The 17,725-nt window shown below is 42.1% G+C and carries 16 protein-coding genes, 1 tRNA gene and 3 pseudogenes; 6 read left to right on the top strand and 14 right to left on the bottom strand.

Annotation, left to right across the window (positions count from 1 at the left end):
- Positions 1-187: 187 nt before the first annotated feature.
- Positions 188-261 (bottom strand) — tRNA-His (locus HK413_RS13205).
- 109 nt (positions 262-370) lie between these two features.
- On the opposite strand from HK413_RS13205, the gene HK413_RS18540 reads away from it, so the two are divergent.
- From HK413_RS18540 to rnhA, 4 genes and pseudogenes are all read left to right on the top strand, one after another.
- Positions 371-739: a cation transporter gene (locus HK413_RS18540; RefSeq protein ID WP_246230530.1), complete on the top strand. Its 369-nt coding sequence runs from the start codon at positions 371-373 to the stop codon at positions 737-739.
- Positions 700-1,956, top strand: a complete 1,257-nt coding sequence (locus HK413_RS13200; RefSeq protein WP_262886917.1) for a heavy metal translocating P-type ATPase — start codon at positions 700-702, stop codon at positions 1,954-1,956. Before HK413_RS18540 ends, HK413_RS13200 begins: the two co-directional genes overlap by 40 nt.
- On the top strand, positions 1,902-2,507 hold the full coding sequence (locus HK413_RS20145; RefSeq protein ID WP_262886916.1) for an HAD-IC family P-type ATPase: 606 nt from the start codon (positions 1,902-1,904) through the stop codon (positions 2,505-2,507). Before HK413_RS13200 ends, HK413_RS20145 begins: the two co-directional genes overlap by 55 nt.
- A gap of 38 nt (positions 2,508-2,545) precedes the next feature.
- Positions 2,546-3,015, top strand: a pseudogene (gene rnhA / locus HK413_RS13195) (ribonuclease HI).
- Positions 3,016-3,178: 163 nt separating this feature from the next.
- Here the strand turns inward: rnhA and HK413_RS13190 are convergent.
- From HK413_RS13190 to HK413_RS20140, 11 genes are all read right to left on the bottom strand, one after another.
- Positions 3,179-3,673, bottom strand: a complete 495-nt coding sequence (locus HK413_RS13190) for a metallophosphoesterase family protein (RefSeq protein ID WP_175270465.1) — start codon at positions 3,671-3,673, stop codon at positions 3,179-3,181.
- A 143-nt stretch (positions 3,674-3,816) separates the two neighbouring features.
- Positions 3,817-4,497, bottom strand: a complete 681-nt coding sequence (locus tag HK413_RS13185) for a tRNA1(Val) (adenine(37)-N6)-methyltransferase (RefSeq protein ID WP_217452312.1) — start codon at positions 4,495-4,497, stop codon at positions 3,817-3,819.
- Between the two features lie 100 nt (positions 4,498-4,597).
- Entirely contained in the window at positions 4,598-4,792 is a 195-nt protein-coding gene (locus HK413_RS22645; RefSeq protein WP_449406798.1) for a hypothetical protein, read from the bottom strand.
- Positions 4,780-5,016, bottom strand: coding sequence for a VOC family protein (locus HK413_RS22640; RefSeq protein WP_317169599.1), 237 nt, complete (start codon positions 5,014-5,016; stop codon positions 4,780-4,782). Before HK413_RS22640 ends, HK413_RS22645 begins: the two co-directional genes overlap by 13 nt.
- Positions 5,017-6,021 (bottom strand): AIR synthase related protein, encoded by a 1,005-nt coding sequence (locus HK413_RS18535; RefSeq protein WP_317169598.1) that lies wholly within the window; start codon positions 6,019-6,021, stop codon positions 5,017-5,019. It lies immediately after the preceding gene.
- A gap of 107 nt (positions 6,022-6,128) precedes the next feature.
- Positions 6,129-7,241, bottom strand: coding sequence for a phosphoribosylformylglycinamidine synthase subunit PurL (gene purL / locus HK413_RS18530; RefSeq protein ID WP_246230529.1), 1,113 nt, complete (start codon positions 7,239-7,241; stop codon positions 6,129-6,131).
- Between the two features lie 169 nt (positions 7,242-7,410).
- Positions 7,411-8,238, bottom strand: a complete 828-nt coding sequence (locus tag HK413_RS13170) for an energy transducer TonB (RefSeq protein WP_175270463.1) — start codon at positions 8,236-8,238, stop codon at positions 7,411-7,413.
- Between the two features lie 262 nt (positions 8,239-8,500).
- The gene (locus tag HK413_RS13165; protein ID WP_317169597.1) at positions 8,501-9,265 is read right to left on the bottom strand and encodes an outer membrane beta-barrel protein; all 765 of its coding nucleotides are present in this window, start codon (positions 9,263-9,265) and stop codon (positions 8,501-8,503) included.
- A 14-nt stretch (positions 9,266-9,279) separates the two neighbouring features.
- On the bottom strand, positions 9,280-9,507 hold the full coding sequence (locus HK413_RS21590) for a hypothetical protein (protein WP_317169596.1): 228 nt from the start codon (positions 9,505-9,507) through the stop codon (positions 9,280-9,282).
- Positions 9,508-9,824: 317 nt separating this feature from the next.
- Complete coding sequence (locus tag HK413_RS15610) at positions 9,825-10,757, bottom strand: ammonium transporter (RefSeq protein ID WP_217452311.1); 933 nt, start codon at positions 10,755-10,757, stop codon at positions 9,825-9,827.
- 2 nt (positions 10,758-10,759) lie between these two features.
- Complete coding sequence (locus HK413_RS20140) at positions 10,760-11,431, bottom strand: ammonium transporter (protein WP_217452310.1); 672 nt, start codon at positions 11,429-11,431, stop codon at positions 10,760-10,762.
- Positions 11,432-11,991: 560 nt separating this feature from the next.
- Between HK413_RS20140 and HK413_RS13155 the strand changes: the two are divergent.
- Positions 11,992-14,164: pseudogene (locus tag HK413_RS13155) on the top strand (glutamine synthetase III family protein).
- A 60-nt stretch (positions 14,165-14,224) separates the two neighbouring features.
- Positions 14,225-15,406: an AIR synthase related protein gene (locus HK413_RS13150; RefSeq protein ID WP_175270462.1), complete on the top strand. Its 1,182-nt coding sequence runs from the start codon at positions 14,225-14,227 to the stop codon at positions 15,404-15,406.
- A 90-nt stretch (positions 15,407-15,496) separates the two neighbouring features.
- Here HK413_RS13150 and HK413_RS13145 read toward each other — a convergent pair whose 3' ends face one another.
- Both HK413_RS13145 and HK413_RS13140 read right to left on the bottom strand, forming a co-directional pair.
- Complete coding sequence (locus HK413_RS13145; RefSeq protein ID WP_175270461.1) at positions 15,497-16,720, bottom strand: OmpA family protein; 1,224 nt, start codon at positions 16,718-16,720, stop codon at positions 15,497-15,499.
- Positions 16,721-17,062: 342 nt separating this feature from the next.
- Positions 17,063-17,718 (bottom strand): annotated as a pseudogene (locus HK413_RS13140) (trans-sulfuration enzyme family protein); the annotation flags it as partial.
- Between the last annotated feature and the right edge of the window lie 7 nt (positions 17,719-17,725).

Here is a 17,725-nt window from a genome sequence, read left to right as displayed (position 1 = left end):
GGAATAGAACATGATTATACGGAAAGACCTGGAGGGCACACCGGCGCTTATTGGGCCAACTCCCTTTCTTATCACTTGCTATTCTTTCATAAATTTATGAATGGGAAGTTTTAATAAGTTTGATTATCACTTATTTTATCTAGGTCTTTAAACAAAAAAGCCTCCCATTTTTCATGAGAGGCTTCCGGGTAAATGATGGGGCTCGAACCCACGACCCTCGGTACCACAAACCGATGCTCTAACCAACTGAGCTACATCTACCGTGTTGGGAGTGCAAATGTATAAATCTTCAGACTAAATGCAAAGCCTTTTTTAATATTACATTAGCCTTACCTGTTTAGCCTTTGTGTATCAGTAAATTTGTATCACTATGGCAGAGCAATTGATAGAATTAAATGTAACAGGGATGCACTGCAATAACTGCGCCCTATCCATACATAAATTATTGGAGAAGAAAGGCTTAAACAACATCCTGGTTGATTTTGCCGGCGAGGAAGTAAAGTTTAGTAACGACGGTACCATACAACTGCCCGAGATAATTAAAGGCATTGAGCAACTTGGTTTTAAAGTGGTTGATGAAGGCACCCAGCACGAGCCAAAATTTTATGAGAAGGTAGAAAACAAGTTTGCTTTCTGCGCGATATTCACCGCTCCCCTGCTTTTGCACATGGTTTTCCCCGGCATATGCTGCATATGCCCATGGTACAATTGCTGTTATGCGTGCCGGTTTTTATTGTAGGCTGCCTGCATTTTGGTAAGAGCGCTTTTCATTCGGTTAAAGGCGGTTTGCCTAATATGGATGTGCTAATCTTTATCGGCTCCACCTCTGCTTTCGTTTACAGTTTGGTGGGTACCATCCAAAACCCGGGCGAACAATACCAATTTTACGAGACCTGCGCCACTATTATTACGCTGGTACTGCTCGGTAACGTTTTCGAGAAACGTTCGGTAAATCAAACTACATCGGCTGTAAAGGACCTGGTTAAATTTCAGCAAGTAAATGCAAACCGGGTTATTGATGGTACCGTCGAGGTGATCAATGCCCGGGATGTACGCGCCGGTGATACGCTGATAGTTAATCATGGTGACAAGATCCCGGTTGACGGTGATATTTTAGAAGGCAGCGCATCTGTTGATGAGGCGATGCTTACCGGCGAAAGCGTACCTGTTGATAAGGAGAAATACGATAAAGTTATAGGTGGGACTATTGTGGTAAACGGTAACTTCCGCATGATTGCTACCAAGGTAGGATCGAACACCATCCTGTCGCAAATTATTGAGTTAATGAAAAAGGCTCAGGCAGCTAAACCACCGGTACAAAAACTGGGTGATAAGGTAGCTTCGATATTCGTACCTGCCGTGATACTTATAGCCGTTATAACCTTTGTGGCTACTTACTTTTTAACCGATAAGGGCCTGCAGGTATCATTAATGAATGCCATAGCGGTGCTGGTGATCTCCTGTCCCTGTGCTATGGGTTTGGCTACACCTACTGCAGTTATGGTTGGGCTGGGTCGTGCGGCAAAGAATGGTATATTGATTAGAGGCGGCGACACTATTGAAGCTGTGGCCAACACCAAATACATTGTATTTGATAAAACCGGAACGCTAACCACCGGCAAGTTCAGCATTAATGATATTAAGGTTGAGGACGGCGTTGATCTGGAACATATACGCGGCATAATTGTAGCTATCGAGGAACGCTCTAACCACCCTATCGCTAAGTCGTTAGTGGATGGGTTGAAGAATCAGCCTAAAAGCAAGCTGATATTACGCAGCGCCACCGAGGAAAAAGGTTTAGGCATGCGTGCCGAAGATGTGGACGGCAATAATTATTTCCTGGGTACTGGTAAAACAGCTAATGAAAACGACTTTAACCTGTCGCTTTATAAAAACCAGTATTGCTGGCACAGATTGCTATTGATGATACCATTAAACCCGAAGCGACATCATTAATAAGCCAGCTTAAGGCGATGGGTATTGTGCCGGTACTATTAAGCGGCGATCGTGAAAACCGCTGCTTAAAGGTCGCCAAAGCTATCGGTATCAACGAGGTGCATGCCGAGAAACTACCCGACGAGAAACTCAGCGTCATCGACATCTATAAGCAAAAGGGTAAAACCGTAATGATAGGCGATGGCATTAACGATGCCCCTGCCCTTACCAAAGCTGATGTTGGTGTCTCTATGAATGATGCCAGCCAGGTAGCTATCCAATCGGCACGGGTTATTTTGCTAAATACCGACCTCGGCTCGGTAGTCAAATTCCTGCAGATCAGCAAGCATACTTTGCTTACCATCAAACAAAACCTTTTTTGGGCATTTGCCTATAATATTGTTGCCATCCCGGTAGCTGCATTAGGTTTCCTGAACCCGATGGTGGGCGCGTTTACCATGGCTTTTTCTGATGTGGTGGTTATTGGCAATTCAATCAGGCTGAAAAGCAAACGGATAGCCCCCCTAACCCCTAAAGGGGGAACAACTAATCAGGATTTTCATTATTTTTAGCCGATATTCCGACTCCTCCTTTAGGGGGCCGGGGGCGAATGATAGAAATTTACACAGACGGTGCATCAAGTGGCAACCCGGGTCCGGGTGGATATGGGGTGATCTTACGCTCGGGGCAGCATTATAAGGAACTGTCGGAAGGTTTCCGTAAAACCACCAATAACCGCATGGAACTACTGGCGGTAATTAAAGGACTTGAAGCTATCAACAAGCCTAACCAAGATGTCATGATCTATTCTGATTCTAAATATGTTATCGATTCGATAGAAAAACGCTGGGTTTACGGCTGGCTGCAAAAGGGTTTTAAAGATAAAAAAACAAGGACCTGTGGCTGCGATACCTCGATATCAGCAAGCTACACAACATCAAATTCACTTGGGTACGCGGGCACAACGGGCACCCCGAAAACGAGCGCTGCGATGAATTGGCGGTAGCAGCAGGTAAGCAAAGAGAGTTGCTGATCGATTCGGTTTTCGAGATGGAAGCGGCTAAAACCAATATGTTTTAACAAGCAAAGTGTTTCATAAAATAGTGAAACACTTTGCAACAGTACAAACAGTTTAAATAACCAAAGTAAGAACCTGTTAATAAGTAACTTATATTCATTTTTTAAGAAAATTAAATTGGAGTAAAATAATTAGCGCGAAACATGTCTAAGTAGCTTAGGTATGTTACTTACTTCCCAACTCAATCACCTGCAGGTCCCGGATCTTGTTTCCTTCGATATTAAAGCGCATTAATGTGCGCACTTTTTGCCAGCCTTGTTTACCTGCCGCGCCGGGGTTTAGATGCAGGCAGTTTATCTTTTTATCATAGATTACCTTTAAAATATGCGAGTGACCCGATATAAACAGTTGCGGCGGATTAGCATAGATCTCCGCTCTAATCCGCAGATCATATCTATCCGGGTAACCACCAATATGTGTCATCCAAACATCCATATCTTCGCATTTAAATCGCAGATTTTCTCGATAAACCTGGCGGATCTCTTTGCCATCAATGTTGCCATAAACCCCACGTAAAGGTTTAAAAGCAGCCAGTTGATCTGCCAGTTCTATATTTCCAAAATCGCCGGCGTGCCAGATCTCGTCGCAGTCCTCGAAATGCTTGAATACGGCATCGTCAAGGTAGCTGTGGGTGTCAGAGATTAAGCCTATGCGGGTCATTCGAATTTATGTTATGCGTCATCGCGAGCGTGGCGTGGCGATCTCTACACGAAAGGTAGCTAAGCCGCCTACCGTGTAGAGATTGCCTCACTCGTTCCTCGTTCGCAATGACGCGCTTGTCTAAAATATCGTAAAAAACGGCTTTAACGCCCCTTCATACTGCTGCGAATATACTTTTGGCTCTGGTAAATAACAAACCATTCATCCATTTTCTTTTCTTTCGTTAATGTAAATATCAATATTTCCCTATGGGGATCTGAATCTGGGTAAGATAAAACATTTATGGCCTGCTTTAAATTCAAACCGTTATCAACAGCCATCACTTTAACTAACTGCGCGGTTTGCAAGGGCAGTATCAGCCAAAACTCACCGGTATCGCTTAAATGTTTTCGGGTGGATGCTACCAGCGTTTCAAAAAAATCCGCATCGGTATGCTTGGCTAAACTCTTTTTTACCCCCGGCGATTCTAACGAATTAATGTAGAATGGCGGGTTAGAAACGATCAGGTCATATTTACTGCCGGGATGTTTATTAAAATAGCTTTCAAAGCTATCGGCATATAAATTCAACCGGACTGCAAATGGCGAGCCCGCAAAATTGCGCCCGGCAGTTGCTGAAGCAGTTGCATCTATTTCAACAGCATCGATATTTGCATTAGCAAACCGTTGCGCCAGCATTAAAGCAATTACCCCGGTGCCGGTGCCAATATCTAATATTGTCTTGGGTTGATCTGCCTCCGCCAAAGCGCCCAACAGTACCCCATCGGTATTGATCTTCATGGCGCAGCCGGTTTGGTCAACGTTAAATTGTTTAAAGCGGAACATTAGGCGAATGTATTAAATAATACCCGTGCATGTCATTTCGAAACGAGGAACGAGTGAGAAATCCTATACGTGCGACCTGTCCTGCGTATAAGATTTCTCGCTACGCTTCGAAATGATAATTTGGATTTAGTTTACTTCTCGTAAAATTCAATAGGCAATCCATCCGGATCAGCAAAAAAGTAAAACGCTTGCCGGTAAACTCATCTATGCGGATCGGCTCCACAATAACACCATCGGCAACAATAGCTGCTACTGCATCATCAATATTATCCACCTCGAAAGCTAAATGGCGCAGGCCGGCAGCTTCAGGTCGCGATGGCCTTGGTGTTGGGTCGGGAAAGAAAAAAGCTCGATCTGGTATAAGTTGCCCACTTCCAGATCAAGCTTGTATGATTTGCGCTCCGCGCGATAGTTCTCCTGTAGTATTTTAAATCCGAGTATCTGCGTATAAAAGTGCTTCGACCGTTCGTAGTCTGAGCATATTATAGCGATATGGTGTACCCGGTTAATCTTCAGCATTTAGTCTCCTAATATCACATGTAATACGTTATCGTATACGAGTTTAACATCCATGATGTTCCCAAAAGGTTCTTCGTCAATTGTTAAATTACCCAGATGAGTAACCGTACCCAATAAACTAAATTCAACTTCGCTGGTAGCCATCAGCTCGATAAAGCGCTCCTGATCGGCCGGTGCTACGCTTACCACTACCCTGCCTTGTGCCTCGCCAAACAGGAAAGCATCTTTACGGATAGAACCGTCTGATACGATATCAAAGCCCAAGCCATTCGGCAGGGCCGACTCAACCAACGTAACAAACAAGCCACCGTCGGCCACATCATGTGCCGACTGGATCATTTTATGTTTGATCAGCTCTTTAACTACCTGCTGCATATCGTATTCTTTATCGATATCAAAATGCGGCGCAGGTGCAGCAAGTATTTTATGGTACGATGCTAAGTATTGTGACGATGCGATATCGTTAACCGATTCACCAATTAAGTAAATTAAATCATCAGGCTGTTTAAAGTCAGACGTCATGATATTGCTGATATCATCCATCACACCTAACATACCAATGGTTGGTGTAGGAAATACCGGACCATCATCTGTCGACTGGTTATAAAAACTCACGTTACCGCCTGTAACCGGGGTTTCAAATTTGCGGCAGGCCTCGCCCATCCCTTTTATGGCGCCAACAAACTGCCAGTAAACTTCAGGAACATAAGGGTTACCAAAGTTTAAGCAATTGGTTATAGCCACTGGCTCGCCACCGGCGCAGGTAATATTACGTGCAGCTTCAGCCACCGCTATAGCTGTACCTTTCTGCGGATCGGCATATACGTAGCGTGAGTTGCAATCAACTGTTATGACAATGGCTTTATCGGTACCAATAACATTCACCACAGCCGCGTCGCTTGGGCGGTTGGTGGTCATGGTTGATACCCCCACCATCGAGTCGTATTGATCACTAACCCAGCGTTTTGAAGCAATGTTTGGGTGCGATATTAAATGCTCGGCCACGTCTAATAAATTAGCAGGCTCAGGTACATCATCAATTTTAAATTTCTGATTTTCGGCAAAATAAGCAGGCTCTCGGTATTCGCGCTCATAAACTGGCGCTCCGCCGCCTAATACCAGTCATCAGCAGGTACATCGGCAACCAATTTACCGCCTGCATAATATTCCGTGCGTTTGGTATCGGTAACCTCGCCTATAATGGCGCAGTTAAGATCCCATTTATCAAAAACAGCTTCAACTTCTTTTTCGCGGCCTTTGTGTACCACGATCAGCATCCGCTCCTGAGATTCTGATAACAAGATCTCAAAAGGTTTCATATTTTCCTGGCGTGTTGGCACTGCATCTAAATTAATGCGCATACCATGCTCACCCTTGGCAGACATTTCTGAGTTTGAGCAGATAATACCTGCCGCGCCCATATCCTGCATACCAACAACGGCGCCGGTTTTAATAACTTCTAAAGTAGCTTCCAATAACAATTTCTCCTGGAACGGGTCGCCTACCTGTACGGCCGGCAAATCGTTAACAGAATCCTCGGTAATATTTTTTGATGCGAATGCCGCGCCATGGATCCCGTCTTTACCTGTAGCCGAACCTACGATATAAACCGGGTTACCAACACCATATGAGGTTGCGGATACGGTTTCGCCGGCCTTAACAATACCGGCCGAGAAAGCGTTGACCAACGGATTTATATTATAGCAATCGTCAAAAAACAACTCGCCGCCAACAGTTGGTATACCAAAGGCGTTACCATAATGGCTGATGCCCTTAACAACACCTTTAATTAGCCATTTGGTTTTATCCAGGTTAATATCGCCAAAACGCAGTGAGTTTAGCTGCGCGATGGGTCTTGCTCCCATGGTAAAAATATCGCGGTTAATACCGCCAACACCTGTAGCAGCACCACGGTAAGGCTCTAACGCCGATGGGTGGTTGTGCGATTCTATTTTAAATGCGCAGCCTATGCCATCGCCTAAGTCAACCAAACCTGCATTTTCTTCGCCGGCTTTGGCCAGCATACGCGGACTATCTTTTGGTAAAGTTTTTAACCAGGTGATTGAGTTTTTGTAGGAGCAGTGCTCGCTCCACATTACAGAGAATATAGATAACTCGGTAAAGTTGGGTACGCGGCCCAGTATTTCTATTATTCGGTCGTATTCGGCGGGTAATAAGCCTAAATCTTTGGCTGTTTCAACGGTGGTAAGTTCTTGGGTCTCCAATGTTGTATTGTTTTTTTGAAAGGATGCCCAAAAGTAAGAAAAAAAAGGTGAAAGGATTAAAAGTAAAAGGCAAAAGGTTGAGGTAAAAGTTAAATAGCACCCTCATCTATCCCGCTCGTTCAAAACAACTTTTACCTTTCGCCTTTTTTGCCTTTTGGCTTATAAAAAATTATTCGCTGAAAGTAAAATTAACCGGCAACGTAAGTTTTACCCGAACCGGCTGACCGTTTTGCTTACCCGGTATCCACGGTTTAGCTAATTTTAAAACACGTGCAGCTTCTTCGTCAAGGCCATAGCCGGGGCCACGTTCTACGTGGATATTTGATAAATGCCCGTCCCTTTCCACTATAAAACTTACCATTACCCGGCCACCAATTTCATTATCTAATGCCCGGCGCGGGTAGCGTATGGTGTTTTGCAAAAACTTTGTCCAGCTGGTAGTGCCGCCAACCGGTTGTGGCATTATTTCGGCTGTCAAAAATTCTTTATCGGGTGATTCTCCTGCACCGTTGCCTAAACCTTCACCTCCTTTTCCGGGATTATCAATTGGCGCAATGCCTTGTCCAGCACCTTTTATTGTTTCCTGACCAATTACACCGGTAAGCTCAGCTATTTTAGGCAGTTCTTCGGCCTTAGGGTCTTCTACCACAACCGGTGGTATAAACCCGGTAGTATTAACTGGTGTTGCAGGTAAAGCCGCTGCTGCTTTGGGTTGTTCAACTTTGGGTTTTGGGGGTTCTATTTTCTTGACAGGCGGTATTTGATAAACCGGATCATTATTGACTTGTACCATCCGTTCAGTAGCAGGTTTTACCCTGATTAAAACACCAGTGACAGCAGTCGCGGTTATCACTGTAGCGAAAGCAATCAGCATGGCTTTAACTACTGTATCGGCATAATGTTGCCTGATGTAGTAAGCGCCATATTCTTTGTTACGTTTTTCAAATACAAGTTCGAGCCACTCGGACTTGCACAAATTAAAGTTTGAGATAAGCATAATGGTTAAAATTTAAGTTATATCAATATTAACGCTTACCAAATATTAATTGTTGCAACAAAGTTGCTTTTTACAATTATTGTAATGATTAGACTCTCTCATTTTTACTAAAGCAACAAGCAAAGGATTTTGCTGAAAAGAATTCAATTTTAATGCAACAATATTGCAATTGTATGTTTTCTAAAAATCTCTCTAAAACAAAAAAGCTGCCCCGATTTTGTCGGGACAGCTTCATCTTAAACAATTCTATGAACTTTCCTAATTAGAATGCATAAACAGCAGCTAACAAAAATTGAGAAGCTGATTTAGTAGCAGCACCATTGCTGTCAGTAAACGGACCAGCACTGTTGTTGTCCAATCTAACTTCAGGAATGAAAGTTAACGGACCTGATTTGATGTTAGCAGTAAAAGTAACGGCGGTTGTAGCTTCTGAACCTGCTGCCGAGAATTTGAAATACTCGCCGCGTAAACCTAAAGCAACACCTTTAGCTACAGTTACGTTAGGATAGATTGCTACGCCTTTGTAGTTAGGTAAGCCATTACCGGTTTTGTTAGCTGCATTTAAGCCTAATTTAAACGCGTCTGTAATCTGGTAAGCAGTTGTTAAATCCAAGAGTGTACCTGATGCAGGCCCTGATAATACGTTTAAGTAAGCAGTCCAGCCTTTAACAGGTGATAACATTAACTGCGCGCCAACAGTATTGATTCTGCTGGTTGCGGTATATACGTTCCAGTCGTCATTAAATACACCTACCATTAAGCTGGCAGCCGGCGAGAAAGTGAAAGTAGCTTTAACACCTGCGTTTTGGAACGGGCCGTTAGTAAACAGGTATGAAGTTGAATAGTTAAAGTTGCCTACAGGGCTGATTACTTCATAACCAATAAACGTTCCGAAATAACCACCGGCTAAACTGAAGTTATCGGTTATATCATAAGATACGTTTAAGTTTTGGATGTGGTATGACTCGCCACTAACCACAGGTATTGATTGATACTGTCCTCTCGGGCCAAAAGATATTTCACCCATAAATGATGCTTTACCTACTTTTTCTTAACACCAAGGTCAAGCATTCCTATTGAGAAAGAGTTTTGATCGGTAGCAAAACTGGTTGGGATATTAGTGTGGCCAGAAAGATCATACTTATAATAAGCATCTACCGAACCCCAGATTACAAGTGGAGCATCACCTGTGGTTTTAACCGTATCCTGCGCTTTTGATGCCGGGCTAAATGCAGATACACTAAGTAATAATAGTAATAATTTTTTCATGATTTGATTGATAAGTGTTTAATTAATAATTGTTGTTTAATTGATAATTGTTGTTTGATTGATATATTAAAATTTAATTATTTGCACGTTTACAAAACTATTGCCATCAGGCTTAACTATTTATTAACTAACTGACCTTCATTTATTTATCTTTCAATTCTCTTTTCTGCAACAGTTATCATCCTACCAAAATGACGTGGTCTTTTATCAATAAGGACAAGACTTGTTATTAAAAAATAACCTTATAACAAACCCTTGTACAATTGATAACTGCGTGGCAATTATCAGCCGCACAAGGGTTTTAATATATAATATCCTTAAGCCGTTACTTTAGTTCCTTTATCAAAAAGGCCGCTTAAACTGATATCGTCATCCGTTACCGGGTATACCTCAACACCATGATCAAACATATCTATACCGCCCACACCAAGCTCGCCATGTTCTTCAACACGCAATCTCCATGGATTAGGTAATTTGTTAATGATATACATCATGGTAATTGCAACCACAAATGTTGCGATAGCGACTGTAAAAGTTCCGATAGCTTGCGCTTCTAATACGCTTGCACCACCACCATAAAATAAACCTGTTACAGGTGCGCTATTATCCGGTCCGGCAACACCTGTTACACCGTATTGACCAGAAGCGAATAAACCTAATGATAAGGTACCCCAGATACCGCAGAAACCGTGTACAGATACTGCACCAACCGGATCGTCAATACGTAACCACTCGATAAAGTTCATTGCTGCGTATACTAAGAAACCTGCAACGGCACCTAATGCAAGCGCGCCAAGCGGGCTAACCCAATAGCAAGGGCAGGTAATAGCAACCAAACCACCTAACAAACCATTTAAGGTATAACCTAAATCAAATTTGCCTTTTGTAGGGCCCCACCATAATCCGGCTAACATAGCCATCATACCGCCAGAGCAGGCTGCAAGCGTTGTATTGGCAGCAACGCGGCCTATACCCTGTACATCCATACCTGATAATGTACTGCCCGGGTTAAAACCGTACCAGCCGAACCAAAGAATAAATGTACCAATAGCTGCTAATGCCATATTGTGTCCCGGTGGCATTCCTCCTTTTTCTTTGTCGTCGCGGGCAAATATTCTGCCTAAACGCGGGCCTAATACAATTGCACCGGCCAATGATGCTACCCCGCCAATAGTGTGTACTACGGTTGAGCCTGCAAAATCGCGGAAGCCCCGGCCTAATCCCGGTAAGAAACCGGTTGGTGTACCCATGGTTACCGGGAAGCCATCAGGTCCCCGGCCCAGTGGCCAATTATTGGATAGATAAATCCTGTAATCCCTATACTATAAAGGATATCGCCACGGAAGCTTGTACGGCCGATCATTGCACCAGATACAATGGTTGAGCAGGTATCAGCAAAAGCATATTGGAAGATCCAGTGCGCCAGGATAGGTACGCCGTAAGCTTCGTAAGTTGCTGGCGTGTTTTGTAAGAAGAACCAGTTTTTACCATCGGCTCCACCCCATCCTATAAATCCGTTACCATGGCCAAACATAAATGCGTAACCAACGGCGTAGAATAAAATACCGCAAAGGCAGGTATCATATATACACTCCATTAAAACGTTAACAGTTTCTCTTTTACGTGCGAAACCAGCTTCAAGCATTACGAAACCGGCTTGCATACCAAAAACTAAGAAAGCAGCAACCAATGTCCAAACTGTATTTATTGAATTCATTATTGAAGTTTCAATATCTGTTGGTTTTGCGGCGTCAGCAGCGTGGGCTGCCGTAGGTAATAATCCGGGGATAGTAAACATTGCTGTCACTACTAAGCCTAAGCCAATCATTTTTCCAGTTAAAATGGTCGCCCCCAGCGCCCATTTCTCCCTCGTCAATCCGCGAAATGCGGTGAACAGGGTGAATTTTGGTTGTTTTACTTTCATCTTGTTGTTGATTTTTGTGAATTAGTTAAATGTGATTTTGTTTTTAATATATTATGGTAAGCGTTGTTGCAAGTTTATCGGTTAAATATTAACATTATCGTTGTTGAAATATCAGTTTGTTAATATTTTCATAAAATTATGTACGAATTTTATAAAAAACAATAGTTTGATTAAAATAATTGCATTAAAACTGTAATTATTACAAAATATATAAATTTAGTAGTCTTATTTATGAGTTTTTTAAATAATTTTTAATTGAAAAACTATAAGTAATATAATTTACACAATTATTTAACACTAAAATATTTGATTTAATTGCATTTAACCTGATTTAATTCCGATTTAATCGTTAAATCGTTACAAAATATTAAACAAACACCATTTTTGATTATAAAAAAATACAAAAAATGTAAATAACTAGTCCAATCTTAAAAAAAAACACGCTCACATAAAGATTTTTGAAAAAAATATTAATCTTTTATAATTCCTTTAATAATTACCTTTTATTTTAAAGTATAATTCTAATTTTGAGGTAAACCATCAAAACTAAAACGCAAATCATGCCTAATATTCGTTTTCAAGCCCTACAGGCGGTATTAACCCGTACAATTCCTGAAGTAAAGTTCCCTTCTTCAAAAATTTCTGACTTTTATGGAGCAAATGTGTTCGATATCAAGAAAATGAAGGAGCTTCTGTCAAAAGAGGCTTATAATAGTATAGTAAACTCGATAGAAAAAGGAGAACCGATACCGCGGGATATGGCTGAACAGGTTGCTACGGCCATGAAATCATGGGCTTTAGGTAAAGGCGCTACCCATTACACACACTGGTTCCAGCCACTTACCGGCACCACCGCCGAGAAACACGACTCATTTTTTGAACCTACTGCCGACGGCGGCGCTATTGAAGTATTTTCTGGCGATGCGCTGGCACAACAGGAGCCCGATGCTTCGAGTTTCCCAAGCGGCGGTATCCGCAATACTTTTGAAGCACGGGGTTATACTGCGTGGGACCCATCATCGCCTGCATTTTTAATGGCACGTACCTTGTGTATCCCCACCGTCTTTGTATCCTACACCGGCGAGGCCCTTGATTATAAAGTACCATTGTTAAAAGCGGTTAGCGCTTTAGATAAAGCAGCGGTTGATGTTTGCCATTATTTTGATAAAGGCATTGAAAAAGTAAACGCATCATTAGGTATTGAGCAGGAATACTTTTTAGTTGACCTGGCTTTGTTTAATGCACGCCCTGATCTGCACCTAACCGGCCGCACCTTATTTGGCCATATGTCTGCAAAAACCAGCAGTTAGAGGATCATTACTTTGGATCGATACCTGAACGGGTATACGCCTTTATGCAGGACATGGAAACCGAATCATTATTACTAGGGATCCCATTAAAGACACGCCATAACGAGGTTGCGCCCTCACAATTTGAGTGCGCCCCTATTTATGAAGAAATTAACCTGGCTATAGACCACAACCAATTATTAATGGACCTGATGGACCGCGTAGCCAAGCGCCATAACTTTAAGGTGCTACTGCATGAGAAACCTTATGCTGGCATCAACGGCTCGGGGAAGCATAACAACTGGTCGATGATTACCAACACCGGTAAAAACTTATTATCGCCGGGCAAAACGCCTAAGAACAATTTAATGTTCCTGACGTTTTTTGTGAATACTATTAAAGCTGTATATGAGCATGCCGATCTGTTGCGGGCATCTATAGCATCAGTAAATAATGACCACCGCCTGGGTGCCAACGAAGCCCCACCTGCTATTATATCTATATTCCGGGCAGTCAGCTAAGCGAACTTTTGGATGAGATAGAAACTTCCCGCATCAGTAAAAAAGTTAAGGATGAGGCTTTACTATGGCAGGGCATCCCTAAGATCCCGCAAATATTAAAAGACAATACCGACCGTAACCGTACATCACCATTTGCGTTCACGGGTAATAAATTTGAGTTGCGCGCCGTTGGTTCGTCGGCTAACTCGGCCAGCCCTATGACTATCCTTAACCTGATTGTTGCTGATCAGCTTAAAAAATTCAAATACGATGTAGATAAGTTATTAAAGAAAGGCGAGAAGAAAGATGTCGCTTTATTAATGATCATCAAAAAATACATCAAAGAATCAAAAAGCATCCGTTTTGAAGGTAATGGTTATAGCGAAGAATGGGAAAAAGAAGCGGCGGCAAGAGGTTTATCAAACTTTAAAACCACACCAAAGGCCCTTGACGCATTTATATCAGAGAAATCTGAAATATTATATGCTGAAAATGCGGTATTTACTAAACGCGAAGCACATGCCCGCCATGAAATACTTTTAGAGGCTTTTTATAAAAAATTACAGATAGAGGCCCGCGTTATTGGCGAACTGGTAATGAACATCATTATCCCATCAGCAATTGATTACCAAAGCAAGCTGGTTGAAAATGCCAAAGGCTTAAAGGACCTTGGGTTGGACAAATCAGCTTACCAGGTACAGTTAGATATTATAAACAAGATTGCCGAGCATGTTAATTTCATCAAAGAAAACTGCGACCAAATGGTAGCCGAGCGTAAAAAGGCAAATGATATTGAGGACCTGCGCGAAAAAGCTATTACTTATGATGAAAAGGTAAAATCATACTTCCAACCCATACGTTACCACGTAGATAAGCTGGAGCAATTGGTTGACGACTCGTTGTGGCCGCTGCCAAAATTCAGAGAATTACTATTTATTAAATAGTAATCAAGCCTTCCTGAGAAATCCGGAAGGCTTTTTTATTATAAAACCTATATTTGCCGCATGGTTTCTTCGCAAAGATATGATCAACGGGGCGTGTCGGCCTCAAAAGACGATGTACACAACGCTATAAAGAATATTGACAAAGGGATTTTCCCTAAAGCATTCTGTAAGATAGTACCCGATATTTTAACCAACGACCCTGAGTATTGCAACATTATGCATGCTGACGGAGCGGGTACAAAATCATCATTAGCCTATACTTACTGGAAAGAAACCGGCGATATATCCGTATGGCGCGGTATAGCACAGGATGCTATTATCATGAACCTTGATGACCTGCTTTGTATAGGCGCAATAGATAATATATTATTATCATCAACCATCGGCAGGAACAAAAACGTGATACCGGGCGAAGTAATTGCTGCTATTATAAATGGTACCGAAGAAATATTAGCCGAATTAAGGGATGCCGGTATAGGTATCTACTCGACAGGTGGTGAGACTGCCGATGTAGGCGACCTGGTACGTACCATAATAGTAGACTCGACAGTTACCTGCCGGATGAAGCGCAGCGATGTGATATCGAACGATCGTATAAAACCGGGCGACGTTATTGTAGGGCTGGCATCATACGGCCAGGCAAATTATGAAAGCGAATATAATGGAGGTATGGGATCGAACGGATTAACATCTGCGCGCCATGATGTTTTTAATAAAACCATAGCTGATAAATATCCCGAAGCTTATGACGCCGCTATTCCTTATGAATTAATATTCTCGGGTACAAAATCACTTACTGATGCTATTGCTATTGGTAATGGTCTATCAGTTAATGCAGGTAAACTGGTATTATCAGCAACCCGTACTTACGCACCTATCATCAAAAAAATATTAGATCAATACCGGAGCCAGATAAACGGCATGGTACATTGCAGTGGTGGTGCGCAAACCAAGGTGTTGCACTTTGTTGATGACCTGCATATTATTAAAGATAACCTCTTCCCTATCCCACCCTTATTTAAGCTGATACAGGAAGAATCAAAAACCAGCTGGCAGGAAATGTACAAGGTGTTTAACATGGGGCACCGCATGGAGCTGTATGTACCTGAAGAGATTGCAGCTGACCTGATAAAGATCTCGCAAAGTTTTGGTGTTGAAGCACAAATTATTGGCCGTGTTGAGACTGCCTCAAAGAAACAAGTTACCGTTCGCTCTGAATTTGGCGAATTTGTTTATAATTAGAGGTTGGTGTTAATTAGTGATTAGTTAATCTTGCGTATAAAGAAAAACCCGGCCAAAAGCCGGGTTTTCTTTTTGAAGTGTTAGTTATGTTTAAAACAACGTAAACTCTACACGACGGTTTTGTTGACGACCTTTTGCAGTTTTGTTAGTTGCAATTGGCTGAGTTTCGCCATAACCTGTAGCTTCAATACGTGATGCGTTGGCACCTTTATCTACAAGGTAGTTTTTCACAGATTCGGCACGTGCCTTAGATAATTTCATGTTAGCATCGTTTGATCCAACATTATCTGTGTGACCGGCTAATTTCAAGCTAAAGTTTTTGTCAATTAATAATTGAGCAACCCTGTTTAAACTTGGGAATGAATGTGCACGGATTGTTGCTTTACCAAAGTCAAACTCAAGGTTACGGATAGCTTCTCTAACTATTTTTCTATCCTCTTCGGTTACAAAAACTTTAGTAACAGGTGCTGGTGCAGGGGCTACTGCAAGCGGACAACCTGCGCCATCAACTTTTACGCCAGAAGGAGTACCGGGACATTTATCAAAAAAGTCAGACACACCATCACCATCACTATCAGCAGTGTATTTTGCAAGATTAGCTGTAGCTGCGGCCATATCAGCTCTCAACTGATCATTTGCTGCTTTTTGAGCGTCGATTTGACGTTGCAACCTTGCCTCTTCAGTTAAATATTCGTTTTGAATAGAAACAATTGGGTTAGCCCACTGTAAATGTGGTTTTGATTTTGCGCCCAAAGAAAACTCTATACCGCCATAACCATATGAATAGTGACTGGTTTTAGGATATTGATTAACACCGTTAAAGCTGCTCGCATCAATAAAGTTTTCATTATAACCTAAGTTTATAGCAACTGCATCGCTAACTCTGAACTTAACCCCTGCACCTAATGGCATAACCAAAGCAGATGATTTAAAAGAAGAAGTTGATGCTGTAGGGAAACTGCTATCAGTGTAACCAGTAACAGTAGGTTCATAATATACTACACCTAAACCGGCGTTTAAGAAAAATTGCACTGCATTTTTACGACGTAGATAATCAACTGTAGCAAAGTTGAATACACCGCTTAAAGCAACCTGGTTAAATTTAGTACTAAACGCTTTGTAACGATTACCGTTGGTGTTGGTAATGTAAGGTACATTTGAAGACACACCTCCTTTTACCGTACCACCATTGTAATCAAGTTGTAAACCAAACGAGTGCACGAGCTGTTTTCTGATGGATAGGCCATAACCCAAAGTTGGTTCCCAGTGGTCAAAGCCATTATGTCCGCCTGTTGCCAGTATTAATGATGGCAAACCCGCATTGATGCCAAGCGACCGGTGTTGTAAGCACCAACGCCCGAAAATGGTTTAACAGATTCACTGCTCACAGTGTCGGAAGTTTGGGCTAATACGCTACCGCCTAACAGGACCCCTGTCATCATAAGGGCGGCTTTTTTTAAATTTGTTTTCATACTTGTTGTTTTAGTTGATCTTTCCTAATAAGGGTAAGTTAACCTGTACAGGCAATTGCAATGCCATAAACCAAACCTGCTACAACTTGCTATATAATAACAAAGTCCAATTATTGTAATTACAATAATTGGACTTAATACTATACAATTGTATGATATGAAACAGAAAAAGAGCAGTATTAAACCGCGCTTTTTCTAAAGCCTGAGTAATATCAGCTATGATATCGTCTACTTTTTCTAACCCGGTAGAGATCCGGATCAACCCCGGCGTAATACCAACACTTAACTGTTGCTCGCTGGTTAACCTTGAATGGGTAGTACTTGCCGGGTGCGAAGCAATACTGCGACTATCACCCAGATTAGCGGTGACAGAAAGAAGTTGCAACGCGTCAAGAAATTTGCGACCTGCTTCTACACCACCTTTTATCTCCATGCAAAACACACCTCCACCTGCTGTCATTTGTTTTTTGGCAATTTCATACTGCGGATGACTCGGCAAAAAGGATACTTTACGGATGCAACATGTGGATTATCTTGTAGGGTTTCGGCAACTTTTAATGCGTTTTCACAATGGCGCTGCATACGCACATCAAGTGTTTCTAAACTCTTGCTTAATACCCGTGCGTTAAATGGCGACAACGTCGGCCCGGTATTACGGCAAAACAAGTAGATCTCTTTTATAAGGTCTGCACGGCCGACAACAACACCACCCAGTACCCTGCCCTGTCCGTCTATCCATTTAGTAGCCGAGTGTACAACCAGGTCGGCACCATAGTCAATAGGCTTTTGCAATAACGGAGTCGCAAAGCAATTATCTACATTTAAAATAAGGTTATGTTTTTAGCAA

The organism is Mucilaginibacter humi, assembly GCF_013087555.1.
Note: the sequence above shows the minus strand (reverse complement) of the source record. Positions and strands in the feature narration are given on the sequence as shown.

What these genes read in the sequence shown, in the direction of transcription:
- HK413_RS13185 (WP_217452312.1), bottom strand. Translation starts at nt 4,497, where the DNA reads ATGTTCCGCTTTAAACAATTTAACGTTGACCAAACCGGCTGCGCCATG.
- HK413_RS15610 (WP_217452311.1), bottom strand. Translation starts at nt 10,757, where the DNA reads ATGGGTACACCAACCGGTTTCTTACCGGGATTAGGCCGGGGCTTCCGC.
- HK413_RS22640 (WP_317169599.1), bottom strand. Translation starts at nt 5,016, where the DNA reads ATGCTGAAGATTAACCGGGTACACCATATCGCTATAATATGCTCAGAC.
- HK413_RS13200 (WP_262886917.1), top strand. Translation starts at nt 700, where the DNA reads ATGGTACAATTGCTGTTATGCGTGCCGGTTTTTATTGTAGGCTGCCTG.
- HK413_RS21590 (WP_317169596.1), bottom strand. Translation starts at nt 9,507, where the DNA reads ATGAAAAAATTATTACTATTATTACTTAGTGTATCTGCATTTAGCCCG.
- HK413_RS20140 (WP_217452310.1), bottom strand. Translation starts at nt 11,431, where the DNA reads ATGAAAGTAAAACAACCAAAATTCACCCTGTTCACCGCATTTCGCGGA.
- HK413_RS13170 (WP_175270463.1), bottom strand. Translation starts at nt 8,238, where the DNA reads ATGCTTATCTCAAACTTTAATTTGTGCAAGTCCGAGTGGCTCGAACTT.
- HK413_RS18540 (WP_246230530.1), top strand. Translation starts at nt 371, where the DNA reads ATGGCAGAGCAATTGATAGAATTAAATGTAACAGGGATGCACTGCAAT.
- HK413_RS13165 (WP_317169597.1), bottom strand. Translation starts at nt 9,265, where the DNA reads ATGGGTGAAATATCTTTTGGCCCGAGAGGACAGTATCAATCAATACCT.
- HK413_RS13150 (WP_175270462.1), top strand. Translation starts at nt 14,225, where the DNA reads ATGGTTTCTTCGCAAAGATATGATCAACGGGGCGTGTCGGCCTCAAAA.
- HK413_RS13190 (WP_175270465.1), bottom strand. Translation starts at nt 3,673, where the DNA reads ATGACCCGCATAGGCTTAATCTCTGACACCCACAGCTACCTTGACGAT.